The following is a 2,699-nucleotide window of genomic DNA, read 5'->3' as shown; positions in this document are numbered from 1 at the left end:
CGGGGATGCCGCGGATGTTTTTGTGGATGGGTAGGTCGGTGGCCGCGGGGGTATCGGGGCCGGTGATCGGGAGAGGCCGTCTACCTTCGCTGGTGTGGAACAAGACGTGGAACCCGCGGTCGATGCGGCCGAAACGTTGTTCGCGGGCCCACCAGTGGAGTTCCATCGCGTAACCGAAATCGCCGTCGAACACGACCAACGCCGGCTTCGCGTCGGGCCCGCCGGTGGGGTCGGGGGCGACCTTGGCCAGCAGGATGATGTGATCCTCGTCGGCTTGGCCGTCGAGCACCATCCAGGCGATATCGGCCTGCCCATGGGCGCCAAGGTGGTTGGCCAACGCGACGACCGGGGCCGCCCGCGACAAATGCTCGGGCCACTCGCCACGGTCGGGTGCCCACCTGTCGGTGTCGGTGGCGGCCAGCGGCGCGCCCGCGGCCTGACACACCCGGTCGAAGTCGTGGACGGGATCGGGTTGGGGGGGATCAAGCCGCGGGCGCCATTGCCGTCCGCCGAGCTGCCACATGCCCTCGATCACATGGGCAAAACAGCCCTCGGGCACCGGTTGGGGTCGCTCGGCCAAACGCGGTGTGCCGTCAATGGTGACGACGTCGGCTTCCAGCCAAATCCCCTCAGAGCCCAGGACTCCCCGGCGTGTGCTCAGCCCGGCGGGCTCGGCGGTTTCCAGCACCTGCAACCAGGCGCCCTCACCGGCGATCTCGACCCGAAACCGCACATAATCACCCTCACCCACCAGCACCGGGGTCACCCGCACCGTGGCATCGCGGCCCGACACCGCCGCCACCGCCACCCGGCCGCTCGCCTGCGCAAGCTGGTCGATCAGAGCGACCGGCCACCCCAACGGATCCAACAAGCCGTGCACGCTGGCGACGACCGCGTCCACCTCGCGCCGCGATCCCACCGCCACGTCAGCACCCGCGCGCCGCACCGCTCTCGCATTCAGCAGACCCAGCGCCTCGCGTTCGACATCGTAGGGCCTGGTGCGGTAGCTGAGGCCGAACATCTCAGCGATGCCGTGATGGCCCGCCCCCAGATCCCGCAGCGCAAGAACCTGCTGCTGGTAGTGGGTCAACCCCACCTCGTCCCACACTCGCCGCTGCGCGGCAGGCACAAACGCCAACGACGCCACCTGCTCAGCGGGCACCGGCAAACCACGCGGCCCCACCCGCGCCGCCGCAAACCGCCGCAACACGAACGCACGCGTGGTGGTGATATCCGGCGGGTTCACGCCCATCCGGGCAGCAATCTCACCCGGGCGCAGTCCCAGCAGATGCCACGCCCAATACAGCTGCTCGCGCTCGGTCAACAGCGTGGTTGCCCGCCACGCCCGCTCAATCGTGAAGAGCTCCCAACCCCGATACGGCAGCGCCGGATAAGACTGTCGGGGCTGCACATTCGACAGGCGTCGGGCCGCCCCGACGCCGATCGCGGCGTCTAGCCGCTCAATGACCGAAGCCTTCATCCGGCCGACGCGGTTCGACGTGTAGCCGAGCAGCCGGCCGATTTCCGCGTCGGAAAGTCCCAACACATGCAACGCCCAAAGGTCCCGGTGGGCAGGTCTCAGCTCGGCGATCACCCGCCGATAGGCCACCAACTGTGCCGAGTCCAGGCGGGCAAGGACACGCCCGAACTCGCCGACCGCATCGGAGTCGGCAAAGTTCACCACACTCAGCGCTGCGCTCCACCCGAGCACTTGGCCCAACACGACGACCACCGACGCCATCAACTGATCGACTACTTGGCGCACAAAATCCTGCCTACCGGCCATTGCGGAGTCACTCCATCCCCGCACCCGCGCCACCCAATAGCGCCGCTCATCGGCGGTCAGCTCCGCCATCACCCGCCCCAGGGCAACCTGCTGCTCGCCATCAAGACCCGCCCAAAGGCGCTCAAACTCACCAACGGGCATTGCTTCGGATGCAGCTTTGGCGGTCAGTTGCTGCGCGGCCCAAGATCCGATCGCGGCCGTCAACCGCCCCACCACCGCGGCCTTATGAATACTTGCGCCGGATTGCGCGATACCCATCCTGCGGGCGATCTCACCGATCGTGAAACCCTGCCAATGCAAGTCCCAAAACTGCCGCCGGCGCGGTGACAGCTTCGCAATCACCTCATCAAAGGCCTGCCGCTGCCCGGGATCGAATCCGTCAAGAACACGCGCAAACTCCGCAACGAGAACCTCCGGCGAACCCACCTCGGCGCCCAGCCCGTGCGCGGCCGCCGACCCGATGACCGCCTCCAACCGGCCCACCACGACAGCCCTGACCCCCTCCCTGACTCCCACGGCAGCAGCAGCAAACTCAGTGACACCCACCCTGGAAGCGATCTCGTTGTCGCGCAAGCCACGCAGATGCCACGCCCAATACTCCTGCTGGCGCGGCGTCAGCGTGGCGATCACCTGCTCATAGGCCGCCAACTGCTCCTCATCGAGCTGGCCCAAAATGCGCTCGAACTCCGCAGCAAGGACAACGCCAGACCCCACAGCAGCCACCATGCTTTCGGCCACCGCCGCACCGAGCACCCCCGTCAACCGACCCACCACCGCAGCCCCTAGCTCAGCGACCACCCACCCCGCAAAGTCCCCACCACCAGCAATCTCATCGTTGCCCAACCCCCGCTCACGCAGCCCCAAATAATCCCGCTCCAGCGCCGACAGGCCCGCCACCACACCATCGAAAGCC

General features: G+C 67.5%; 1 protein-coding gene. It reads right to left on the bottom strand.

The genetic code is table 11. The annotated features are described in order from the left end of the window. Positions 1 to 2,699, bottom strand: a 2,699-nt coding sequence (locus tag ACZY0B_RS27135) for a hypothetical protein (RefSeq protein WP_463767318.1), incomplete at both ends; no start/stop codon positions are given.

Source organism: Mycobacterium sp. IDUB_19 (assembly GCF_055419445.1).
Note: the sequence above shows the minus strand (reverse complement) of the source record. Positions and strands in the feature narration are given on the sequence as shown.